Below are 23571 nucleotides of genomic sequence, written 5' to 3' on the forward strand. Positions count from 1 at the left end.
CATGAAACGATTTGTTTTGCTGCTCACGATAGCTGCCACCCTCGCAAGTTCCTGTAGTAAAGTACTGGACAAAGACCCTGATTTTGTATCTCCCGACAATTATTATAACAATGAGGCAGACCTGATGAAAGCCCTCAATGGCGTGTACAACCGGCTGATAGATCAAAACCAGCGGATGTATTCCCGCGGCCTCTTCAGCTACCTGGTGGTAAGTGATGAAGCCTTCTTCAGGAATATTTCCATCAACAATATCCGCGTAATGGTATTTGATGCGGGCGACCTTGATATCGGCAGGATCTGGGAATGCATGTACGAGGCCATCAACCGCGCCAACCTCCTTTTAGAAAATGTGCACAAAGCGAAAATGGACGAAGTGCAACGCAACGCCATCAAAGGTGAAGCGCTTTTCCTCCGTGCCTATTTCTATTATTTGCTGGCTGATTTGTACGGCCCTGTTCCCCTCAAACTCTACTCCACCAAATCTCCGCTGGATGCCAACCTTCCAAGGACGCCTCTCGCTGACGTATATGCGCAGGTAGTGAAAGACATGAAGGAAGCAGAAACCCTGGTGAACGAGATCACTCATTTCACGCATAACGAAAGAGTTTCCAAAACCGCTGTACAGGCAGTGCTGGCAAGGGTTTTCCTGAAAATGGCAGGCGAACCGCTGCGCGATGTATCCAAATACAACGATGCACTGGAATATGCCAATAAAGTAATCAATTCAGGACATCATTCACTCAATCCTGATTTCAAACAGATCTTCATCAATCATTCCAGGAATATCAACGACAGCAAGGAATGTCTCTGGGAAGTGGGCATGTATGGCAACAAGATCGGCAACTATGACCAGGCGGGCTCTGTAGGCGTTGAGAATGGCATCGAATGCCCTAATGAAGCCATCGGATATTCCGGCGGCGCCATGAAGACAACAGCAAAACTCTACAACCTTTTCGGTACAAAAGATACACTGCGAAGGGACTGGAGCATTGCGCCTTACCGTTATGTTGCATCCGGTACCACAGCCGTGAAAACAAACTGGACAACTGCACAGATCTATGAGCGCAACCCCGGAAAATGGCGCAGGGAATATGAGAATGAAGCGAAAGCAAGATTGTATAACTCCACCAATTTCCCGCTGGTTCGCTATTCCGATGTTTTGCTGATGAAGGCTGAAGCAGAGAACGAAGTATACAACGGCCCAACAGCAGAAGCCTACGAAGCTATCAATATGGTAAGAAGAAGGGCATTCGGAAAACCTGTGGATATTGCCGATGCTGATGCGGATATTCCCGCTAACCTCACCAAAGATGATTTCTTTGTGGAACTGCAGAACGAGCGCCTCCGCGAGCTTTGCTTCGAAGGCATCCGCAAGCACGACCTCATCCGCTGGGGTTCTTATGTGTTCACGATGAAAAACCTGGCAGCGGATATTACCGCCAATGCGCCCAGCACCTGGAAATATGCAGCTTCCGCAGGAAACAATGTTACTGCGAGAAATGTGCTCTTCCCTATTCCCATTACAGAGCTCACCATTAACGATAAAATTGAACAAAACGAAGGGTATTGATCCTTAGCACCCAAAACTCAAATCATGAAATTCACAATCACATATATCGTATTGCTGACGCTGCTGATCACAAGCTGCGCAAAGGTGAAAACACCTGAGCCCAATCTTACTGTCACCACCAGCTCCAACACTTACAAAGCGGGTGATACCGTCACTTTCAACTTTGCAGGCAATCCGGATAATATCATTTTCTATTCAGGTGAGATCGGACATAATTATGAATACAGGAAACGCACCAAGGCTTCCAATGACCTGCAGATCCAGTTCAGAAGCTTTGTATCCTTCGGCGTGATTGCACAGAACCTGCAACTGATGGTGTCCAATAATTTCAATGGTACAGCAGACCAGGAAAATCTGGAAAAAGCTACATGGACAGATATCTCCCACCTGGCAACCTGGTCAGCCGGGGCCGACCAGGTGAACTCCGGCGTGATCAGCCTCAAACCCTACGAAGGCACAGATGAAAATTCCGTGATGTATGTGGCCTTCCGTTACACAGACACGCAGAAAGCGCAGGGACAGAACCGCTGGGTGATCAGAACCTTCAGTGCAGACAACGTAACACCTGAAGGAGCATCCACCAACCTGGCCGTGATGAGCACTGCCGGCTGGAAAGCAGTGAACATCAAGAACGCAGCATCGGTATGGACCATCACTTCCGCACAACTGCTGATGTATGGCGGAGCTGCCACGCAGCCCGACAATGAGGATTGGGTGATCACCAAAGCTTTCGATTCAAAAACAGTACAACCCGATGCCGGCATTGCGCTGAAGAATATCAGTAAAACAATGGACAGCTATAGCTATGTTTTCAATACCCCCGGCACCTACCGCGTGGTATTTGAATCCTCCGCTGTACGCTACAACGGAGAAAATAGAAAAGTAAACGAGCTCACCCTTACCATTACCCCATAACCTATGATGCGTCTTTTGCAAATACAGATCCTGTTGCTCCTTGTTTTTCCTGCGTTCACCAGCGGGCAGGGTATTTCATTGAAGAATAACCGCCTGGATCTGCAGTGGACGAAAGACGCATCGGGCTTCAAACTCAGCAGGCTGGCTGTTTCCAGCCCACAGGGCTGGCAGGGGATCAGTAACGCCAACGGCGCTTATACCCTGCTTTATTCTCAGGCAAAACCTGATGTAACGCCGGAAAAACTGCTGGACGAAAAAGGACAGGAGATCATTTTCCCGGAGGCGCATTACCGTTATCTCATTCCCGTTTGGAAACAATCCATTTCCCCTGTTGAATTGAACACTGCAGGAGAAGCTATTCAGTTCTTTCCTTCCTCAGCAGTTCAAACTGCCAATGAGATCCTGTTCACACAGGAAAATGAAAAAGCATTCATTACATCACTATGGAGCTTCGATCCGGCATTTGCCAATGATGTAAAAGTGGAAATCAGGATCATAGCAAAACAGGCAGGCCATTTCTCGATGGCCAGCCCCAGTCTTGCTTCGCTGAACAAGAACCATTTCAAATGGGCTACCGTTCCGGGCGTATTCCAGGGTAATGCCATTGAAAAGAAATTCATCAATGCATTTGCCTACGGGCAGGGAATTCCTGAAAGGCCAGTGGTAGTGAGAGAGCGCACAGCTTCCACACTCGCACCAATGGTGACCACCAGCGGGAATATCACCCTGGCCGTGATCCCCGAGCCGGGTACCGGCAGGGATCCCTGGGCTAAAAATGAAAAAACGAACTCAGACTGGCTGATCGGATTATCCGTGATGAACCGCAATGCGGAGCTCATGCCAACTCTGTACCATCCTGTTTTGGGCGAGAAGAAATCATGGCTGAATGCCGGCGACAGCATCGTATTCCGCTTCCGTTACAGCATACAGCCTGAGAACTGGTATCCTGTTTTCAAACATGCCGTGAATGATGTATACCAGTTCAATCATTTCCTGCATCTGAAACGAACCAGACAATCACTCACCAACAGGTTGCTGGGCATGCACCGCTACCTGGTGAACGACAGCTTATCCCTCTGGCGGCTGGATGACTTCAAAGGCATGACCATCGGCGCACAGGACTATCTCGGTGGCGTATACGGCTCGGATAAAGATGCCATGAAGAATGCCGATTATGGCGCCATGTGGATGCTGGGAAAGATCACGGAAGATGGAACACTGCTCACTACCCGTCTCCCCTATGCGCGTAATTTCAAACTGATGCAGCAACATACCGATACCGGCTTCTTCCATGGCGCTGCTGCAGGACAATACTATCTCCATAAATCAAATCAGTTCACTGAAGAATGGGGTGATTATTCCGAGCCGGTCGGCAGCACTTTCTACATGCTCTGCGATATCGGTAATGTATTGTTGTTTGAAAAAAATGATACTGCCCTGCGTACAGCTTTGAGAATCTCTGCAGATAAACTCCTGCAATGGATGGGCCCGAACGGACAATGGCAGGTTGCTTACGATAATAAAACACAACAGCCACTTTTCACGGACGTGCAAGACCTGCGCCCTACCTTCTATGGAATGATCGTGGCTTATCAGGTCCTCAAAGACCCAAAATACCTGGCAGCTGCAAAGCTGGGAGCAGACTGGTATATCACCAATGCTGTTGAACGCGGCCGCTTTCTCGGCACCTGCGGGGATGCACGCTTCGTACCGGATTTCGCAACCGGACAAAGCGCCCAGGCCCTGCTGGATCTTTATGATATAACAAAAGAAGAAAAATATAAAAAGGCGGCTATCGATGTAGCCACCATATATACCGCTTCCGTATATACGCATCCCGTGCCAACCACGCAACAAAAAACTGTGAATGGCATTACGCGAGAGGACTGGGAGATATCGCAGGTGGGTCTAAGCTTTGAACATGGCGGTGTGATCGGTTCGGCCAATCACCGCGGTCCGATTATGCTGGCCAGTCATGCAGGCATGTTCGTTCGCCTTTTCTCACTCACCAAAGATTCACTCTTCCTCAATATGGCCAGGGCTGCCGCACTGGGCCGCGATGCCTTCGTGGATTCAGCCACTTCCGTTGCCAGCTATTACTGGGATGTTATGAACAAGGGAGCCGGCCCATATCCACACCACGCCTGGTGGCAGATCGGCTGGATCACCGACTATCTTTTGTCTGAAGTAAGAATGCGCTCCAATGGAAAAGTGGAATTCCCGCGTGGTTTCATCACTCCCAAAGTAGGGCCGCATCAGACCTACGGATTTGCCGATGGAAAAATATACGGAAGCAATGCGTCCCTCCTGCTGAAAGAAGGCATGCTCACCATCGCAGATCCTTACACAGACTACTTTACTGCCATCGATACAAAAGGGAAAAAACTATTCCTGCTGGTGATGAACAATGATGATGAAGCCAGGAAAGTGAACATCGCACTTGATCCTGCAAAAGTGATAAAAGGGAAAAAGATAAAACTGGTAAAAACGATTGTACAATCTGATAAACACGCAACCCCATTGAACAATTCAGGGAAATGGAGCATCAGTCTCCCTCCCTACGGATTGAAAGTGATTGCCATAACTTATCGATAATGAAGAAGAATATTGTATTCATTTGGTTGGTCTTTTTTTGCCAGGCTTTGTTTGCCCAGTCTGCCGGTTACCTGGTGGAAGCAGAGGCATTCCAGTTCAGGGGAGGTTGGTTTGAAGAAAAGAGCGGGCTCACCATGGGCAATTCCATGTTGCGCGTGCTCGGAGGAAAGCATGGTGCTGCCGATGCGCTCACAGTGATAGATGTAAAAGAAAAAGGACAATATACTGTCTGGGTCCGCGCCATGGATTTCAAAGAAAAACCCGGCACCCGCCTTAGCCGCCTCCTGGTAGATGAACAACCCATGGAAGAAGCAGGCAAACATGGCAAAGAAGGTTTCGCCTGGGAAAAAGTAGGCGTTGTTGCACTGGATAAAAAACAGGTGTTGCTGCGATTGAAAGATACACGCAAGAATTTCGCCCGCGTTGATGCAGTGCTGCTCACAGCCGATGCTTCTTACGATCCTAACAATATCGAGCTGCCACAGCTAGCAAAACTGAGAGTTAAACCAGTTGCCATGCAGGTGGCGGATGCAAAGCCACCGGCTGTTTCACCCTACCTGTTGATCCCTGCTGACTCAAAGACCATCGCAGAAATATCCAATAACAGGATCAAACTGAGTTTTGCTACCGGTGGCGTCAACAATAAAAGCATAGTTGCCAAAACACTGGTAGATGATAAAGGAGAATGGAAAAGTGTAAACAGGTTTCATGAAGACCATAAAGTGTACCTGCTTTCTTCACAAAGCCCTGAGCTCACTTTCGGTAATTTCTTCCCGTCCTGGAATGGCTCAAAAGCCATCAGTTATATTCAGCATGATGGGAAAAAAATCGAATTGCAGGAACCTGAAGACCTGCTGAATCCCTTCATGGCCGGTGATCTCAGCGAAGCCATTCCGGTTGATGCGAAAAAAATAAACAGCAACAGGATCGATGTAAAGTATGTGACCAGCGATGGATCCACCATCACAGGCATCTGGACCATCGAAAAGAGCAGCGCGCATATTTCCGTGAAACTGGAAGCAACCGTTGCCAATCCCGGTTTTTACAGTATCGGCCTGGCTGCATTCCAGGGAATAGCCCCGGATAAAGTGACCAATATCCAGTTACCACCGATGTTCCAGTACAAACGTTTATCTCCAAATGCAGTGATGATGCCATCAGCCATGATGCAGCAACCGCTGGCTATTGCGGAAACAAAATATGGAGCCACAGGTTTTGTTTCCACTTTTATCAGCGCAGATCCCGCCATGATGAAGAATGAATGGGGCATGCCTGAGAAATCCCCGATGGGCTTTGCCATCAGGAATGAAGCTGGTCTGGTACAGCCAGTTGCTTTCGCACCGGTACTGGGGCTGGAAGATTCCAAACTGAAAGCAGGGCAAAAAATAGAAAAGAGTTTTGTGATGGGTTCATTCTACAATGACTGGCAGAAAACCATGGAATATGTGTCTGAACAGGTTTTCAAAGTGAAGGATTACAGAACACAGCAGGGCTCGCTCACAGATGCCGTTTTCAATATGATCGACCTGATCAAAAACGATACAGCTGCAGGATGGAGTAATGAGCTCAAAGGATTCTACGATATTGAAGCCGATCCCAAAACTGCCGCTACGGTAGTGCATCCTTCTCCCCTCACGCTCCTGTCAACCGCCGTGATCATGAACGATGAAGACTTCTACCTGAAGCGTGCATTACCGGTGATTGAATATACATTGAGCAGAAGCGGATACCGCTGGGCAAAGAATGTGGTGCCCACAGGCTACAACAATTCCAGGAAAACACTTTTCCTGAATCCTTTCAACTCACAATTCACTACCGCCTATTACGAAGGGCTTTACCAGTTCACTGGTGGCGCCAATCCCTGGATCAACAATATCGCGTTGCCAGATGGTAAGGTGAGGGCCGCAAGTGGTTACTCTGTTAATATCCCAGGCTGGGTGCAGGAACTGGCCGCATACCGCCTGACCAGAGAGAACAAATGGCTGAACAGCGCCACTGCCAATGCAGATAAATTCCTCAACACGGCAGTATACAACAATACTATTACGCCACTGAGCAAAGGACCTTTCTACAATTCGCAATTCTATGCTTACTGGTGGAACCTGCTCGACCTCTATGAACAAACGAAAGATGAAAAATACCTGAAAGCCGCTGAACAAAGCGCTTTTCAAACCATTGCAGGCATCAGGTCCCTGCCACAGGTGAAGGACACCGTTATGACCATTCATCCGGGAAATAAATACGAAGGCAATACCACACTCTGGTGGAAAGGTGAACAACGCTACAGGCTTGGTTTCCCCCGCAAGGCAGGAGACGCGCCTGAAAAGCAGGTGGCAGAAAGTCTTGTGAGTCCTGTCGGGCTTGGCTTTGAACAGCCCTTCACTTATTTCGAACCAGGCAAAACTGTACGTCCTGTTTTCATGAGCAGCTGGGCTCCGCATTTACTGAGACTGTACCAATATACCAAAAGGGATATCTTCCTCACTTATGCCCGCAATGCCGTGATCGGAAGATTCACCAATTATCCCGGTTACTATGCAACAGGTTTTACAGATATCACCATGAAGGCTGATTTCCCTTACAAGGGGCCTGATGTGAGTTCTATCTATTATCACCATATTCCTGCGCATCTTTCGTTCAGCTGGGATTACCTGATCACGGAAGCGGTGCAGCGCTCAAATAACAAGATCAGTTTTCCATACAGCCAGCAAGACGGGTTTGTATGGTTTACCAACAGGCATTATGGCGCAGCAAAAGGAGCCATTTATGATGATAAGAATGTTCGTCTCTGGATGAAACGCGGGCTGGTGGAAGTGAATTCACCTGAGATCAACTATATCACGGGTGTTTCAAAAGACAAATTCTGGGTGGCTCTGCTGAGCGAGTCTGCGAACTCTTTGCCTGTTACATTGAAGATTGGAAAAGACGCAGGCGTTGCCGCCAATGCACCTGCTGCATTATACTCAAATGAAAAATCAAAACCTGCAAAGGCTGTATTGAATGATCTTGAATTGCCACTCACAGTAGCCGGTAAAGGCATCACGGTAGTGAGTTTCCCGTTGGCTTCAAGCAGCACGGAGACTGTAGTTCCGGCAATCAAAAATGGGATGAAAGTGGTGGAACTGGGCGAGCCATGGGGCAAAATGTTCCTGTTCAGGATCCGCTCCCCTTTCGGATGGGATTCCATTTACGGATTCCTGGAAACTGCTCCCATCAATGGCGCTGTTGTGAGCATTACCAGCCAGCAGCAAACTATTACCAAAAACAATTATCCATTCGAATGGAGCCTTCCTAAAGTTGGCACAAATGAAAAAATGGAATTGAAAATAAAGTTGCAGACCAGCGATGGCAAAGTCCATGAAGAAACGGTAACGCTGGAAGGAAACTGATTCATTCATCCAAAGCAAAAAAGACCATGATCCGTTCCCTGTTTATGTTAACCCTGATCCTTACAATGGGATGTATCCGTACCCTCGGTCAATCCGATGCCGAACTTGCAAGGATTTCAGCCTCACAGGCTGGTGCATCTCCATTGTTCTTTGATCCGTTTGTACAAAAGATCCCCGCTATCGAAGTAAGCGCCTTCAATGATGCACGCGAACTCAACATCCGCAATGGCCTGCCCAATTTCTTTGCAAAGGTCAATGCCGGTAAAACCGTCACCGTTGGTTTCATCGGTGGAAGTATCACACAGGCTTTGTACGGCTATCGTATCCAGGCCACGCAATACATTCAATCGAAATGGACAAAGGCAACTTTCAGATGGATGAATGCCGGCGTTTCAGGAACGGGAACAGATCTAGGCGCCTGCCGCATAGGCGATCAGATCCTGAAACACAATCCTGACCTGGTTTTTGTGGAGTTCGCCGTAAACGGAGGTTATAATGCCGGAATGGAAGGCATCATCCGCCAGATCATCCGCAATAATCCTGCAACGGATATCTGCCTCATCTATACTGTGCTCAATCCACAGGCTAAAGTGTATCTCCAACCCGGAGCAATATCCGAAAACCTGCAAAAGCTGGAAAAAATTGCTGATCATTATCGTATCCCCTCCATTCACATGGGGATCGAAGCAGCCATGCTGGAAGCAGAAAATAAACTGGTCTGGAAAGGAGATGCAAAGGCAATTCAGGACAAAATTGTTTTCTCGGGCGATGGGATCCATCCCTTCACAGAAGGAGGTAATCTCTATGCCGCGGCCATTGCAAGAAGCTTTTCTAAATTAGCCAGCAATGCAACACCTGCTGTACATACGCTGCCAGCTGCACTGATCCCCGGCAACTGGGAAGACGCTAAAATGCTGGACCCGCTTGAAGTAGCCCAATTCAGCAAAGGCTGGAAGAAAACGAAAACACAGGGACATCCTGCACTGAAACAATTCAACTCCTGGTTCCCTTATGTAATGGAAGGCGAAAAACCAGGCAGCTCATTCACTTTCCGTTTCAAAGGAAACATGTTCGGCATCTTCGATGTGGGTGGTCCTGAAGTTGGACAACTTTCAGTAAAAGTGGACGGAAAAGAAGTGAAGCTGCAGGAAGTTTCCGGCAGGGGCTTCAGGCTTTACAAAGCCAATGAAACTACCGGCGCTGATGTACTGAACCTCTTCAATTCATTTTGCAATAACCGCTATCGCGGACAATATGATTTCATTGAAACGGAGGATGGAGAGCATACTGTAACCATCACCATATCTGATCTGAAATCCGACAAGGAAAAGATATTAGGCGAAAAACAACTCAAGGATATAACCGAAAACCCGGAGAAATACGACAGAACTGTGCTGTACCTGGGTAAGATCCTGCTGCGCGGAGAGATCATCAAATAAAAAGACTGGATTCAAAATACAATCTAATGAAGCGGATAGCTACTGTTGTTCTGTTGATGTCTTTTACGGCATCCTATGCACAAGTGTACAAGGATAAAAATGCACCGGTGGAATCGCGTGTAAATGACCTGGTCTCCAGAATGACCCTGGAGGAAAAGATCGATTATATCGGAGGCTACAAAGGATTCTATATTCGTGGTATCGAAAGGCTGGGACTGCCGGAGATCAAACTCACAGACGGCCCAGTGGGCACGCACAAAGACGGAAAGTCCACCGCCTACCCTGCCAGTGTTTTATCAGCCGCTACCTGGGACACATCATTGGTATATGAATTGGGTAAGCAACTGGGACGTGACTCCAGGGCCCGCGGCGTGCATGTATTGCTGGCCCCCGGTGTGAACATCCTGCGCGCTCCCATGGGAGGCAGGAACTTTGAATATTTCACTGAAGATCCATTCCTCAATTCCCGTATGGCCGTTGCCTATGTAAAAGGATTACAGGATGAGAAAGTAGTAGCCACTGTAAAACATTTTGCAGCCAACAACCAGGAATGGGACAGGCACAATGTAAGCAGCGATATCGATGAACGCACTTTACATGAGATCTACCTCCCCGCTTATAAAGCAGCTGTACTGGAAGCCAAAGCCGGCTCCATCATGAACAGCTATAACCTCATCAATGGCGTACACGCTTCTCAGCATGATGAACTTAATAATAAGATCCTGAGGGATCTGTGGGGCTTCGATGGTTTTGTGATGAGCGACTGGTCATCCACTTACGATGCCGTAGGCGCTGCCAATGGCGGACTTGACCTGGAAATGCCGCGCGCGCGATTCATGACCAAAGAGAAACTGCTCCCCGCTATTCAACAGGGACTGGTAAAGGAATCCACCATTGATGATAAAGTGAAAAGGATGCTCCGCATCATTTTCCGTTTCGGTTTCTTCGATAATGTACAACTGGACAAAAATATTCCCCTCGATAATCCCGATGCAGCCAAAGCCTCTCTGGAACTGGCCCGCGGAGGCATCGTACTCCTGAAGAACAAAGGGAATGTACTTCCTTTGAGCAGTGAAAAAGTGAAAACCCTGGCTGTGATCGGACCCAATGCCAACGCCTATATTTCCGGCGGAGGCAGCTCTTACACTTTTCCCTTTCACTCAGTTTCCACCTTACAGGGAATTCAGCAATTAGAAAAAAATTTAAGAACGATCTATGCACCCGGTTTGCCTACACTACCTGATATGGTGGCGCAATCCGTTTTCTATACCGAGCCAGGCAGTAAAACAAAAGGACTGAAAGGCGAATACTTCAGCAATATCAAACTGAGCGGTACTCCTGCAAAAATTGCTGTTGACACCATCGTCAGCATCAACAATGGATGGCATATCGCGGCAGAAAACCAGGGCATTCCTTTCGATCATTGCTCCATGCGCTGGACCGGGGTGGTTAGACCAGACAAAACAAGCGGCTATCGATTCACTGTTCGTGGTTTCGATGGCTTCAGGCTCTATGTAGACACCGCCCTCGTGATAAATGAATGGAGAGACCAGGGCATTACCACCCGCGAAGCAGTTGTGCAGATGGAAGCCGGAAAAGAATACAATGTACGCCTGGAATACTTTGCCAACGTGCATCCCGTGGATATCAGCTTTGCCTGGCGGGAAGACAAACTGCTCTTCGAAGACGCCATCAATGCAGCATCAGGAGCGGATGCCGCCATCGTGTGCATCGGCTTCAATGAAAGCAGTGAGCGCGAAAGCAACGACAGAACATTCGCACTCCCTCAATTCCAGGACAGTCTCATTCAATCTATCGCCAAAGCAAACCCCAATACCATCGTACTGCTGAATGCAGGTGGAAATGTGGACATGCAAAAATGGATTTCCAAAATCCCTGCACTTGTGCATATCTGGTATGCCGGACAGGAAGGAGGTACCGCCATTGCAGAGATCCTGTTCGGGAAAACAAATCCCAGCGGCAAACTTCCGGTAAGCTTCGAGAAGAAATGGGAAGACAATCCTGCATTCAATTACTATTATGATCCTGCCAACACCAAACGTGTGGCATATAAGGAAGGGATTTTCATGGGCTATCGGCACTACGACCGCAGTGCTGTGAAACCAATGTTCCCATTTGGTTTCGGCCTCTCCTACACCAGTTTCAAATACAATGGACTGACTGTAAAAAATGAAACTGGTGCATCTAACCCCAAAGTACAGGTGCAATTCACTCTTACCAATACAGGAAAAGCCGATGGCGCAGAAGTGGCGCAGGTATACATACGGCCCCTGAATGCGAAAGTGCCCCGTCCCTACAAGGAACTGAAGGCTTTCTCCAAAACATTCCTGAAAAAAGGAGAAAAGAAGACGATCAGTCTCACGCTGGATGCAAATGCATTCCAGTATTACAGCACAGAGAAACACGGATTTGTGCACGATGCAGGCGATTATGAGATCATCGTGGCGGCTTCTGCGGAGGACATCAAACTGAGAAAGACGATTCGTATCCAATAGACCAGATAACACTAAAAAAAGAATAACCGATAAATCAAGAAATATGATTTTTAGCGAAGGCGGAGAAAAGAGAGCGCTGGCTTTAGAACAACTGGAAACAGAGCTGGTGATCGTAGGCGGCGGCGTGTCCGGCGTTTGCGCAGCCATCACGGCGGCCCGGAGAGGCGTAAAAGTGGTTTTGCTGCAAGACAGGCCTGTGCTCGGCGGTAATGCCAGCAGTGAAGTTCGTTTGTGGATGCTTGGGGCAACCTCACATATGGGAAATAACAACAGGTGGGCGCGCGAAGGTGGTGTGGTGGATGAACTGATGGTGGAGAATATGTACCGCAACAAAGAAGGCAATCCCCTCATTTTCGATACAGTGATGCTGGACATGGTGAAATCTGAACCCAATATCACACTCTTACTGAACACAGCAGTATATCACCTTGAAAAATCCACTGCAGATGAGATCAGCGCGGTGAAAGCCTTTTGCAGCCAGAACTCTACCGAGTACTTTGTAAAGGCGCCACTCTTTGTGGATGCATCAGGAGACGGCATCGTAGGTTTTCTCGCCGGCGCAGCCTTCAGAATGGGCGCAGAAAGCAAAGATGAATTCGGAGAGAAATTCGCACCATCGAAAGAATACGGAGAACTGCTGGGACATAGCCTGTATTTCTACAGCAAGGATGCAGGCAGGCCCGTTAAATTTGTTCCTCCCTCCTATGCATTGCAGGACATTACCACTATTCCAAGATTCAAAAATTTCAATACCCGGGAATACGGTTGTAAACTCTGGTGGCTGGAATACGGTGGCCGTTTGGATACCGTACATGATACAGAAAAGATAAAATGGGAATTATGGAAAGTTGCATACGGGGCCTGGAATTATATCAAGAACTCCGGCAATTTTCCTGAAGCGGAAAACCTTACACTGGAATGGGTGGGAACTATCCCGGGAAAAAGAGAAAGCCGCCGTTTCGAAGGCGAGTATATGCTGAAACAGCAGGACATCGTGGAGCAGCGCCACCATGATGATGCAGTGGCATTCGGTGGCTGGAGCATCGATCTCCATCCTGCCGATGGTGTTTTCAGTGAAAAGCCCGGCTGCAATCAATGGCATAGTAAAGGACTCTACCAGATCCCTTACCGTTCCCTTTACAGCAGGAATATCAAAAACCTTTTCCTGGCAGGAAGGATCATCAGTGCCACGCATGTGGCATTTGGATCTTCACGCGTAATGGCCACCGCTGCACATGCCGCACAGGCAGTTGCAATGGCGGCAGTTATTTGCCTCGATAAAAAAGTCTGGCCGGCAGAGATCTATCACAAGCAATATATCGGCACTTTACAAACTGAATTGCTAAAATCTGGTCATCATATTCCCGGGCTGCTCCTGAACGACGGGAAGGAACTGGTGAAACAAGCCACCATCACGGCTTCCAGTGAACTTGTATTGAAAGAGCTCCCTGAATCCAAATTGCTGAAAAGCCTTGAAACTGCTGTGGCGCAGATGGTGCCGCTCAAAGCAGGCAAAGTGCAGGATTTCATTTTCCATGCTGAAGGAAATGCAGCCACGCAACTGGAAGTGGAATTGCGCATCAGCAGCAAACCGTTCAATCATACTCCAGACGTAACACTGGAAAGGAAGACCATACCAATCCATCCCGGAAGGAACTGTATCAATATCAGTTTTGATGCAGTGATGCAGGAGCAGGCTTATGCCTTCATCACTTTCCTGAAGAATCCGGATATACAATTACATTTTTCCACTAAACGTGTAACAGGTGTATTGTCCGTTTTCAATTCCATCAACAAGGCTGTATCGAATTATGGAAAACAAACACCGCCTGAAGACCTGGGTGTGGATGAATTCGAATTCTGGTGCCCCAAAAGAAGACCTGATGGAGAGAACATCGCGTTCAAATATCCTTCCGGCATCGATTTGTTCCGCGCCGTCAATATTGCCAATGGCATCGACAGGCCGGTAGCATCACCCAATGCCTGGGTAGCGGATTTCAATGATCCCAATCCGAATCTGACCATCAGCTGGAACGAGAAAAAACAAATATCCTCAATCGATCTGTTGTTCGATACGGATTATGATCATCCAATGGAATCCGTACTGATGGGCCATCCTGAGGATGTTATGCCTTTCTGCGTGAGAAACTACACAGTGAAAGACGAACAGGGAAATATCATCTATCAGCAAAAAGAGAATTATCAAACAATGAACAAAATCAGGTTGCCACAGCCGCTGTCAACCAGCAGTCTCACCATTGAAGTGGAACATCCTTCAGCCGATGTTCCTGCTGCAATTTTTTCCGTGAGATGTTATTAGCCATTCAATCGCCTAAATTAGCAACATGAACTCAGCCATCGATGCTTCCGTAATAGTGATCTTTTCAGTTTTTATCATGCTGGTGGGTTTCTCATTCTCGGGAACCGGCCGCAACCTGAAGTCGTTCTTTGCCGGTGGCGAAGCCGTTCCCTGGAGTATCGGGGGGCTGAGCCTCTTCATGAGCTTCTTCTCCGCCGGCACATTTGTGGCCTGGGGTTCCATCGCCTACAAATATGGATGGGTGGCCATTACCATTCAGTGGACGATGTGCATCGGCGGACTGATCACGGGCGTTTTTCTCGCGCCCAAATGGAAAGCAACCGGAAACCTTACCGCTGCTGAATTCATCAGGGAACGACTGGGTGAGAAAGTGCAGAAATCGTATATCTACATATTCATGCTGGTGTCTCTGTTCATCAAAGGCTCAGTTCTGTATTCGGTTGCGAGGCTGGTAGGATCATCACTCGATTTTCCACTGGTGCCCGTTACAATTGTACTGGGCATTCTCATGATCGCTTACACGGCCGTGGGCGGATTGTGGGCCGTGATGGTAACAGATATCCTGCAATTTGTGATCCTCACAGCTGCCGTGTTGCTGATCATTCCGCTCGTATTCCAGGAAGCAGGCGGCTTCAGTAATTTCATGGCAAAGAAACCGGAAGGATTCTTTGATGTGGTAAATGGCGAATACACCTGGGGATTCATCGCCGCCTTTGCGATCTATCATATTTTCTATATAGGAGGAAACTGGACTTTTGTACAACGATACACCAGTGTAGATACGCCAAGATCCGCCGGCAAAGTAGCTTACCTGTTTGCTGCGCTTTACCTCATCAGTCCGATCTTGTGGATGCTGCCACCAATGGTTTACCAAACCATCAATCCAACACTCACCGGACTGGAAACGGAGAACGCCTACCTGATGGTGTGCAAGCAGGTATTGCCTGCCGGCCTGATGGGACTGATACTTACAGGAATGTATTTTTCCACTTCTGCATCTGCGAATACTGCACTGAACGTAGTATCGGCGGTATTCACAAACGATATTTATAAAGGCAGTATCAATCCCAACGCATCCGATAAGAAACTGATGAAAGTAGCCCGAACTTCTTCATGGCTTTTCGGATTCGGGATGATTGCAATCGCCCTGATTGTTCCGTATATCGGTGGAATTGTGGAATTCACGCTGAGTATCGGCGCCATCACCGGAGGCCCGTTGCTGGCTCCTCCTATCTGGGCGCTGTTTTCCAAAAGACTAACGGGAAAGGCCACACTGCTGATCACGATTGTGAGCTTACTGGTGAACCTTCTTTTCAAAATGATCCTTCCATTTGTGATCGATTATAAACTGAGCAGAGGCAATGAGATGCTGCTCGGCGTTCTCTTACCTGCGATCCTGCTGGTGATCTATGAGCTCTATGCTGCATCCAAAGGCTCCATCAGCCTGGAATATGCAGACATGCAGCAACGCAAGCTGCGGAGAAAACAGGAAGCTGTTGCAGTCAGTGAAGAAGAACTGAGCGCAGTGAGGAGACAGAACAAATTCGGCCTGCGCATCATAGCTTTCTCGCTGGCCTTTACCGCCGTATTGTTGTATGTACTGAGCGCGCTTACTACCAAAGCATCCGGAATGGTTGCAGGAATTGCTACAGTGATCCTGGTGCTTGCGCTGATCCCCTGGTTCAACTCGAGAAAGATAAAAGTATAAGAATGTACAAAGAGCATCAACTAAAAATGCCGCAGCGCCTTGCTGTGGCTTTTTTAATGATCACTTACGGAGTACCATATACGATTTCGGCGCTTCAGGGATCATGGGACCGAAGTATTCGATCTTAATTGTTTTGTCATCGATGATCTCAAAGTCCAGCATTATGTCCGGAAATTCGCCCCTCAGGGATTTGAGCCTGATCTTGTTCTCCGGGAAAGAAACCAGTGATGTGTCTGTGATACTGCTGCCGGACTCTCCCCTGACCATTCTTCCTCCGGAGATGAAATGTAAGGTGGTATTGCCCGCTACAGGCGCTACTTCAATATAGAGTCCAGACAATTGACCGGAATCATGCTTGCTTTTTTTACAGGCCACAACGCTGAGTGCGGAAGCACAGAGCAGGAAAATGGAAAGTTTCATATGCTGACAGGTTTTATGTTCTGACCCTTACATCAGTTCTTCCGTTGCATATACATTGTCATAATCAGTGTTACTTGCCGGTTTCAGACTTCGAATACACATTATTGCCGTGCCCAATTGCAGTTTTTTACCATTGTTCAGTACAGGTTCAGCGCAGCCACCGTTGACTCTGTAATAATCGTTGAATCTAAAACAGAAAATCCCGGCTGCAATAAGTCAGCCAGGACCCTGTTTTTCAATCTCTTTGAGAATAATACCAAAAACTATTATTTGCTTACAGATTTAGCGGCATCGATGATCACGGCTGCAACTTTTGCCGGTTGTGACATGAATACCACATGGCTGCCTTTTATTTCAGTGATCTTTGTATTGGAGCGTTTGTACATATTGCGCTGGATCTCCGGAACAATGGCTTTGTCTTCTGTGGCTACAATTCCAAAAGCCGGCTTGGATCTCCAGGCCGCATTCGTAATCGAAGTTGCGAAAGCTTTAGCGTAGAAAGTTCCCTGGGATGCATACATGAAGTCAGCCTGTTCTTTGGGGATATCTGCGCAGAATCCTGCATGGTATTTGCTTTTCTCGAAGTACACAATTCCATTTTCGTCGGGTGCCGTGATACCGTTCTCCGGAGCTGGTGGTGCTGACTGGACCCATTGCAATCCAGACTCGCCTTTGTCAGGCTGGAAAGCTGCGATATATACCAGTCCGGCCACTTTGGGATGATTACCTGCTTCCGTGATCACAACGCCGCCCCAGGAATGTCCGGCCAGGATAGCAGGTCCATCCTGCTTATCGAGAGCGCGTTTGGTTGCTTCCACATCGGCTTCCAGTGAGCTCAGTGGATTTTGTACAACTGTAACATTATAGCCTTTCTTTGTGAGCTCGGTATACAGGTTCTTGTATCCGGAACCATCGGCAAAAGCACCATGAACAAGAACTACATTCTTCACCTGTTGCGCCTCAGCATCAGTGTTGATGGCGGTAGTAGCCGTAAAAGTCATAGCTGCAGCGATCAGTCCGCTTTTCAGTGTGTTGGTAAGAGTTTTCTTTTCCATTTGTATTGTTGTTGATTTTTTTTGTTTGTTTCAACAGTACAAAGTTGCGATGGAAAGAGGCCCCGGAGAATGTGCGGAATTCCCGGTTAGTTGTAATTATTTCCCGGATACGGGAATGCTGCGGTTATTCCTGAAATCCTGAGGGGATTGCTTCATGTGTTTCTTGAAAAAATTGGAGAAATGAGGCATGTCTTCAAAGCCCAGTTCATAGGTAATTGCTTTCACGGGCTTGTCTGTATACGCAAGAAGTCTTTTGGCTTCGATCAATATCCTTTCCTGTATCACCCGGGAAGGTGATTTATGATTGTAGAGTGCAAAGAGATTAGACAATGTTTTGGGCGATTTGAACAATTGTGCTGCATAGAAGCTGACCGCATGTTCCGATTTGAAACTGGCTTCCACCAGCAGGTTGAACTTCCTGATCAGGTTATATTTTTCGTCTTTTACTTTTTTCACGGGAACATATTCGGCCCGGGCCAGGCCGGTGATATAGCTGATCAAACGTTTCAGTAATGCCAGCAACATTTCGTTCCGGATATTGTCGTTGGCCTTAAGTTCATCGGAGAACACATCGAACAGGAGTTTCAATTTTTGCTGTGCTTCCGGTTTCAGGTGAATGAATAAATGATCGGTTGTGCCAAAGAGAAAGCCTACGCAGCTTACTTCGCTATCATGGTCCATGATGCAATAGAATTCACGGTTGAATTGCCAGGCGATGATCCCATCAGCTCTTTCGAAATGGAAAGATTGATCAAACAGCAGTGTGAGCAGGCTATTGGAAGGGAATTCGTATGCTTCTTCATCGATGGTTACTGTTTGTGAGGCACCAGGATTCCAGGCAATGGTGAATCGTTTATTGCTTTTGTCCCTGGTGAAATAATGTCTGTCGAAACCCTGTTCATTGTTGAACAAAAGGAGGTCACCACCGGTTTTCTCATCTTTGATTTGTAATCTCATGCAAAAGAATATTTGCAAACTTATCTAATTTCTAAAGTACCTGCTCCTTACCATCTTCAAAATAATGGATCCTGTAGAGGTCATCACGCCGATCGAACCAGGTGCGTACATTCCCTGCCAGTTTATTGCGTTTGATCAGGTTCATGTCGAGGTCCTGATAGATCAGCGTTTCATCGCCGGGCTCGGCTTCCGCTGCTATGGCCTCCCGGTGGAATTCAACATCTGATGGTGTAAGGATGGCGCTCTGGGCATACTGGATATCCAGGTTATCTACCTGCGGCAGATTGCCCACTGCGCCCGCCAGCACTACGTACACCTGGTTTTCTACCGCCCTGGCCTGTGCGCAGTAACGAACACGGTTATACGCTCTCCGGTCGTCCGTATTGAATGGCACAAAAATGATCTGCGCTCCCTTGCTGGTAGCGATCCTGCACAGCTCGGGGAATTCAACATCATAACAAATGGAAATCGCGATCTTCCCGCAATCCGTATCGAACACTTCCACTTTATCGCCAGGCTTTACTCCCCACCATTTTTTTTCATGCGGAGTGATATGGAGTTTGTATTGCTTATCGAAGCTGCCGTCTCTACGGAAGAGATAAGAAATATTGTACAGTTCTTCATCTTCTTCCGTTTGCAGATGAGAACCTGCGATGATATTGGTGTTGTATTTAATAGCCATCTGACGGAAGAATTCGACGTATTGAGTGGTGTAGGCAGACAATTGCCGGACAGCCGTGCCGGGCCTTTTGTTCGGCAGAAAGGACAGCAGTTGCATAGTGAGCATTTCAGGGAACAAAACGAAATCGCTTTTGTAATCGGCTGCCACGTCGATGAAGTATTCACAATGTTGTGCAAATTCCTCGAAACTGTTCACCATCCGCATCATATACTGTACAGCGCAAACGCGCACATAAGTATTGAATTGTTGTTCTCCTTCCGCCTGGTAATCCAGGTTCACCCATTCCATGAAAGTGGCAAATCCACCACTCTCCTTATCTCCCGGAAGGTAGTCCTTGATGATCCGTTTCAGCGTAAAGCCGTTGGACAGCTGCGTGGTGAGCACTGGGTCGAATATCTTTTTGTCCATTACATTCTGTACATATTCGCGAATATCCATTTCATCCGCGTAGAGATGATAATTGGGAAGCCGCCCTCCCACCACGATGCGTTTGAGGTTCATTTCTCGGGCCAGCTTTTTCCTGGCCTCGTACAATCTCCTGGCCAGCTTCATATTCCGGTATTCCGGATCAACCATGATCTCGATACCATAAAGCGTGTCCCCTAGAGGGTTGTGTGTGCTCAATGTTCCATTACCGGTGATCTCGGACCAGGAATGATTGATGGAGAATTCATCGAAATTCAATAATAGAGAACTGGAGGAAGCCACCAGGTCATCGTTCAGCATCACTCCGATCTGCCCTTCAGGGAAAGTTGTAACGCATTGCTCCCATTGTTCCTTTTTCCATGGTTTCATTAATGGAAAAGCAGCCAGTTGCATGGTTACCACTTCATCAAAATCATCAACCCTCAATTGTCTTATCCGGATGCTCAATTCTTTATTCTCAACCATAGTCCGATAGATTAATTATGAATGATCACATAATTTACGAAATATCGATGGCATGAAAGTTTTTTGTAAATTACTGTTATGATCAAATCCGTTTTCAGGAATACAGTAATCTTCCTGGTTACTGCCTTCCCGGTTAAGCTGTCCGCACAGGGACAGGAGTTGTTCCCTTCCTCATCCTATACAGATTCTGTAGTTGCTGCAGCAGTGAATCAGTTTGCAAAGGAAAATGAGATGATCGGCTTGTCCATCGGCATACTGATCAATGGAAAACAACAATTCTACAATTATGGAGAAGTGAAAAAAGAGACCGGGATTGCGCCTACCGGGAAACATCTTTACGATATCGGCTCAATAGCAAAAGTATTCGTTACTACCCTGCTGGCGCACGCAGTGGTCCGGAACCGGATCAGCCTGGAAGACGATATCCGGAAATACCTGCCTGGCAAATATCCCAACCTTCATTACAAAGATTTCCCTGTGCGAGTATTGCACCTGGCGGACCATACTTCGGGCCTTCCTGAATTGAGCAGGCAATACTCAGAACAGGAAATGGAACAAATCATGAAACTGGATGCAGCAGGCCTGGAACGATTCTATACTAACTATACTGCAGACAGCCTCTTGAAAGACCTGCATGCTTTTGAAGTGGATACCATTCCAGGCGTCCGTTACCGTTATAATGGCAATGCAATGAATGTACTACAGCTATTGCTGCAGCAGGTTTATCAGCAACCCTATGACGAAGTGTTGCAGCGCTTGCTGAGTAAGAGATACAATATGAACGCCACCAAGATCCATCTGAGCCCGGACGATAAAAAAATGCTGGTGCAGGGATATGATGACGGACGGGAAGAGCCTTACCGTAATTACCCCGGCTACAGGGCCGCTCCTGGTTTGAATTCCAGCACAGAGGACATGTTGCAGTTCATTAGTGTGAACCTGGCGGAAGACATCGCGCCGGTGAGATTGGCGCACCATCCCTGGTTTGGGCTTACAGACTCAACGGCCATTGGTCTTGGATGGATGATCGAAAATAGAAAAGGGCACAGAATGATCTATCATAGCGGACGCGGTTCCGGCATTACATCACTCTGTACCCTTCACCCGGAATTGAAAACCGGGATGATCATATTTTCCAACAACAGTAATAGTGAACAAAGTCTTTTCCGGCTGGAAAAAGCCATCACTGCTGCCTTGTATTTAAACTCTACGCGCTGAACTTTTTGAAAACGGTAGTGGCCGTATGCCCTCCGAACCCAAAAGTATTGTTCAGCACATAATTCACTTCCATTGGTTTTGCTTTGCCGAGCAGGATATTCAGGTCCTGCGGGATCTCCTCATCAATAACGGTGGTATTGATGGTGGCAGGAACGATACTGTCCCTGATGGACAAGATACTGATGATACTTTCAATGGCTCCGGCAGCACCAAGAAGGTGGCCTGTCATGGACTTGGTAGCGCTGATCACGGCAGGGTGACCTTTCAGCACACGTTGAACGGCGATCATTTCGCTTACATCTCCAAGACCTGTTGAAGTAGCATGCGTGTTCACATAGTCGATCGCTGAAGGTTCGATGCCTGCTTCCCTGAAAGCATATTCCATACCTACACCCGCACCGTATCCGTCAGGGGCAGTACCGGTCAGGTGATAGGCATCTGCAGCCATTCCACCGGCCACGATCTCTGCATAGATACGCGCTCCACGCGCTACAGCATGATCCAGTTCTTCTAACACCAACGCACCAGCGCCTTCTCCCATCACAAAGCCATCGCGCTCTTTATCAAATGGACGCGAAGCCGTCTGCGGATCATCATTTCTTTTGGATAATGCCTGCGCAGCATTGAAACCGCCGATAGCGCTTGGCGTGATGGCAGCTTCGGAACCACCGGTGATCATCATCTTAGCCCTTCCCAGCCTGATGGTATCGAATGCATTCACGATAGCGGTATTGGAAGATGCACAAGCAGAAACTGTACAATAGTTGGGACCATAGAGTTTATTGCGGATAGAGATCACACCGGCCGCAATATCCACTATCATCTTGGGGATGAAATAAGGATTGAAGCGCGGAGTGCCATCGCCGCCATGGAAGTCCCTGAGCTGCTCCTCAAAAGTGCCGATGCCACCATTACCCGATGCCCAGATAACGCCTACATCGTTCCTTTGAGTGTCTGTCCAGGTACTGAAATCGATACCTGCATCCTTGATCGCCTGGTCTGTTGCGGCAATGCCGTATTGAGTGAACAGGTCATATTTTTTCAGTTCTTTTTTCTCGATGTATTCTTCTGCATTGAAGCCTTTCACTTCGCAGGCGAATTGTGTTTTGAATTTGGAGGCATCGAATTTGGTGATGGCGCCTGCACCGGATTTGCCGGCGATAATGTTTGTCCAGAATTCCGACACTGAATTTCCAAGTGGTGTAATAGCTCCCAATCCTGTAATAACTACCCTTTTCATATGATATGATGTATTTATTCTAAATTATTGATGAAGGCTGTAATGGAATGCATGATACTTGTTCTGTAATCCGGTTTATTGAGAATGCCTGAGATCATCATGCCTCCTTCAATGATGGCTATGATGGTAAGCGCCACCTGTTCCGGCCTGGTGCGTTTACTGAACTCACCTGCCTGAATTCCTTCTTCTACCAGAATGGTTAGATTTTTTTTCCAGGCATTGAGCGCCGCTCTTACTCTTTTCCGTAATTCCGGATGCGTGTCGTCCGATTCAGTGGCCGTATTGAGAATAGGACAACCTCCTGATGGAAAAGGATAATCGGGAAAATTTGCGTACACTTTTCCATAAACCATCAGCTTCTCTTTCGCCGTCTTACATTTTTCCATTTCGCGCTGAAAAATGGAATTCAGCTTGTTCAGATTATGATCGAAAGCGGCCAGCGCCACTGCATCTTTATTGGCAAAGATGCCATAGATACAGCCTTTGGTAAGTTGCGTGGCGTTTGTGATATCAGACATGGAAGTGCCGGCATAGCCTTTTTTGTTGAAAAGCGGCGCGGTGGTTTCAATGATGAAAGCTTTTGTTTGTTCACTTTTTGTCATGATCTGCAATGTCGCTGCAAAATTATACCAATCGGTATATTTTTTCAAATAAAT

At 47.5% G+C, this 23571-nt stretch carries 15 protein-coding genes; 9 read left to right on the forward strand and 6 right to left on the reverse strand.

Annotated features, from left to right (window positions below; all coding sequences use genetic code 11):
- Position 1 precedes the first annotated feature (1 nt).
- From FSB84_RS24760 to FSB84_RS24795, 8 genes are read left to right on the forward strand one after another with little or no spacing between them, the layout of a single operon-like run.
- Positions 2-1570: a RagB/SusD family nutrient uptake outer membrane protein gene (locus tag FSB84_RS24760; RefSeq protein WP_130540532.1), complete on the forward strand. Its 1569-nt coding sequence runs from the start codon at positions 2-4 to the stop codon at positions 1568-1570.
- A 24-nt stretch (positions 1571-1594) separates the two neighbouring features.
- Positions 1595-2485, forward strand: coding sequence for a DUF5017 domain-containing protein (locus tag FSB84_RS24765; RefSeq protein ID WP_130540533.1), 891 nt, complete (start codon positions 1595-1597; stop codon positions 2483-2485).
- Positions 2486-2488: 3 nt separating this feature from the next.
- Complete coding sequence (locus tag FSB84_RS24770; RefSeq protein WP_207234222.1) at positions 2489-5080, forward strand: glycoside hydrolase family protein; 2592 nt, start codon at positions 2489-2491, stop codon at positions 5078-5080.
- Complete coding sequence (locus FSB84_RS24775) at positions 5080-8469, forward strand: hypothetical protein (RefSeq protein WP_225979879.1); 3390 nt, start codon at positions 5080-5082, stop codon at positions 8467-8469. The genes FSB84_RS24770 and FSB84_RS24775 overlap by 1 nt, the downstream gene beginning before the upstream one ends.
- A gap of 26 nt (positions 8470-8495) precedes the next feature.
- Entirely contained in the window at positions 8496-9908 is a 1413-nt protein-coding gene (locus FSB84_RS24780; RefSeq protein WP_130540535.1) for an SGNH/GDSL hydrolase family protein, read from the forward strand.
- A gap of 26 nt (positions 9909-9934) precedes the next feature.
- Positions 9935-12424, forward strand: coding sequence for a beta-glucosidase (locus FSB84_RS24785; protein ID WP_130540536.1), 2490 nt, complete (start codon positions 9935-9937; stop codon positions 12422-12424).
- A 43-nt stretch (positions 12425-12467) separates the two neighbouring features.
- Complete coding sequence (locus tag FSB84_RS24790; RefSeq protein ID WP_130540537.1) at positions 12468-14744, forward strand: FAD-dependent oxidoreductase; 2277 nt, start codon at positions 12468-12470, stop codon at positions 14742-14744.
- Positions 14745-14769: 25 nt separating this feature from the next.
- Positions 14770-16452, forward strand: a complete 1683-nt coding sequence (locus tag FSB84_RS24795; RefSeq protein WP_130540538.1) for a sodium:solute symporter family protein — start codon at positions 14770-14772, stop codon at positions 16450-16452.
- Between the two features lie 60 nt (positions 16453-16512).
- Here the strand turns inward: FSB84_RS24795 and FSB84_RS24800 are convergent, their stop codons facing one another.
- The 4 genes from FSB84_RS24800 to FSB84_RS24815 form a co-directional block, all read right to left on the reverse strand.
- Positions 16513-16872: a hypothetical protein gene (locus FSB84_RS24800; RefSeq protein ID WP_130540539.1), complete on the reverse strand. Its 360-nt coding sequence runs from the start codon at positions 16870-16872 to the stop codon at positions 16513-16515.
- 266 nt (positions 16873-17138) lie between these two features.
- Positions 17139-17927: an alpha/beta hydrolase gene (locus FSB84_RS24805; protein WP_130540540.1), complete on the reverse strand. Its 789-nt coding sequence runs from the start codon at positions 17925-17927 to the stop codon at positions 17139-17141.
- A gap of 96 nt (positions 17928-18023) precedes the next feature.
- The gene (locus tag FSB84_RS24810) at positions 18024-18884 is read right to left on the reverse strand and encodes a helix-turn-helix domain-containing protein (protein WP_130540541.1); all 861 of its coding nucleotides are present in this window, start codon (positions 18882-18884) and stop codon (positions 18024-18026) included.
- A gap of 31 nt (positions 18885-18915) precedes the next feature.
- On the reverse strand, positions 18916-20457 hold the full coding sequence (locus FSB84_RS24815) for a bifunctional GNAT family N-acetyltransferase/carbon-nitrogen hydrolase family protein (RefSeq protein WP_130540542.1): 1542 nt from the start codon (positions 20455-20457) through the stop codon (positions 18916-18918).
- Positions 20458-20535: 78 nt separating this feature from the next.
- Here FSB84_RS24815 and FSB84_RS24820 point away from each other — a divergent pair, with 78 nt between their 5' ends.
- A complete protein-coding gene (locus tag FSB84_RS24820) occupies positions 20536-21675 on the forward strand; it encodes a serine hydrolase domain-containing protein (protein ID WP_130540543.1) in 1140 nt (379 codons plus the stop codon).
- On the opposite strand, the gene fabF is transcribed toward FSB84_RS24820, so the two are convergent.
- Both fabF and FSB84_RS24830 read right to left on the reverse strand, forming a co-directional pair.
- On the reverse strand, positions 21665-22915 hold the full coding sequence (gene fabF, locus FSB84_RS24825; protein ID WP_130540544.1) for a beta-ketoacyl-ACP synthase II: 1251 nt from the start codon (positions 22913-22915) through the stop codon (positions 21665-21667). The genes FSB84_RS24820 and fabF overlap by 11 nt on opposite strands.
- A gap of 14 nt (positions 22916-22929) precedes the next feature.
- Positions 22930-23565, reverse strand: a complete 636-nt coding sequence (locus FSB84_RS24830) for a TetR/AcrR family transcriptional regulator (RefSeq protein WP_207234223.1) — start codon at positions 23563-23565, stop codon at positions 22930-22932.
- Positions 23566-23571 lie beyond the last annotated feature (6 nt).

This window comes from Pseudobacter ginsenosidimutans, assembly GCF_007970185.1.
GTDB classification, from domain to species: domain Bacteria; phylum Bacteroidota; class Bacteroidia; order Chitinophagales; family Chitinophagaceae; genus Pseudobacter; species Pseudobacter ginsenosidimutans.